Origin of the sequence: Rudaea sp., from assembly GCF_036383415.1 — a bacterium.
Lineage (GTDB): Bacteria > Pseudomonadota > Gammaproteobacteria > Xanthomonadales > Rhodanobacteraceae > Rudaea.
Map to the genome: position 1 here is coordinate 1 of NZ_DASVOK010000464.1, position 1616 is coordinate 1616.

Genomic DNA, 1616 nt, shown 5'->3' on the forward strand with positions numbered 1-1616 from the left:
CAGCGCTTCAGCGCGTCCGGCACGGAGGATGACCTGCCGCGCAGCTACGCGAACGCCGCCACGCAGCTCGTCGCCGCGCTCGCGCGCTTGGGCGTGGCGAAACCAGCGCCTGCACCGGTGTTCGTCGACAACGCGAAGGACGCCGCGGAATTCGGCGCCGCAGTCGATGCGCAGAACCGGCACGATGCCGCGCAAGCCGCCGACCAGCTCGCCCCGCTCGCCAAGGCGCATCCCGATGCCGCGTTGTTGTGGTCGACGCTGCTCGGCGCGCAAACCGAGGCGAAGCAGGATCTGCCCGCCGAAGCCACGCGCAAGGAGGTGCTCGCGCATTTCGTCCAGGCCGACACGCTGGTCACGCGCACGCTGCGTTATGTGGCGCTCGATGGGCAGGGCGACGACGGTGCATTCAAGCTGCTCGAACAACTCGTCGCGCAATACCCGCACGATCCGCAGCTCGCCATCGCCTACGCGCAAGCGCTCGCGCAGAACGGCGCGCGCAAACGCGCGATCCCGGTGCTGGAACGGCAGGTCGCGACCGACCCGCAGGACGCGAACGCGTATTTCCTGCTCGGCAAATACTCGATCCAGCAGGGCAACGCGCAGCGCGCGGTCGACGACTATCTGCTGCATGCACTGGTGCTGCGCACGCGCGCCGGCGATGCGGCGGGCGAAGCCGAGGTGCGCAATGCGCTCGGCATCGGTTACGAGCGCCTCGGCCAGCTCGAAGCCGCGACCGAACAATACGAAAAAGCCGTGGCGATGCGCGACAAGCTCGGCGACAAGCGCGCGCTCGCGACTTCGCTGCGCAATCTCGCCGTGGTGCAGGCGGTGCAGGGCGACGGCGCGGGCGCCGAGCGCTCGCTCGATCGCGCCAAGGGCCTGCTCGAAGCGCTCGGCGACCGCGCCAGCCTCGCCGACCTGTACAACGACCGCGGCGTGGTCCACCAGGAGCATGGCGATTTTGCCGCCGCACTCGGCGCATATCGCGAAGCGCTCGCGCTGCGCCGCCAGATCGATGCGCCCGCCTCGATCGCCGAGAGCCTCGACAATGTCGGCCTGAGCTACTACCGCCTCGGCGAATTCGACAACGCGCTGGCGTATTGGCAGCAGGCGCTCGGCGCCTACGACAAGCTCGAGGATCGGCCGAGGAAATTGCGCATCGAGCAACACATCGGCCTGCTCGAAATCGCGCGCGGCCATTTCGACGTGGCGCACCAGGGTCTGGACGCGGCACTGCGCACCGCCGAGGACCTGCAACTGCCAGAAGAGCAGGCCGTCACTTCGACCTATCTCGCCGAACTCGCGCTCGCCGAAGGCCGTCATGCCGATGCGCTCGCCGCGGCCCGGCGCGCCGGGGAAATTTTCACCCGCGGCGCCGATAAGCACGGCGTCGCCGAAGCGCAACTGCTAGGCGTGCGCACGCAGCTCGCGCTGGGGGACGCGGCGTCCGCGAAAGCGTCACTCGCGCAGATCGCCGTGGACGAACTGGGCACGGAGCAACACGCGATCGCCCTGCTCGCGCAGGCCCAGCTCGCCTTGCTCGAAGGCGACAGCGCGGGCGCGGCGACAAAATTCGCCGCCGCGCGCAAGCTCGCCGAGCAGGCGCATGCCGGCGT

General features: G+C 69.5%; 1 protein-coding gene. It reads left to right on the top strand.

Annotated features, from left to right (window positions below; translation table 11 throughout):
• Nucleotides 1-1616: tetratricopeptide repeat protein (locus tag VF497_RS16895; protein WP_330890891.1), on the top strand; the 1616-nt coding region annotated here is incomplete at both ends.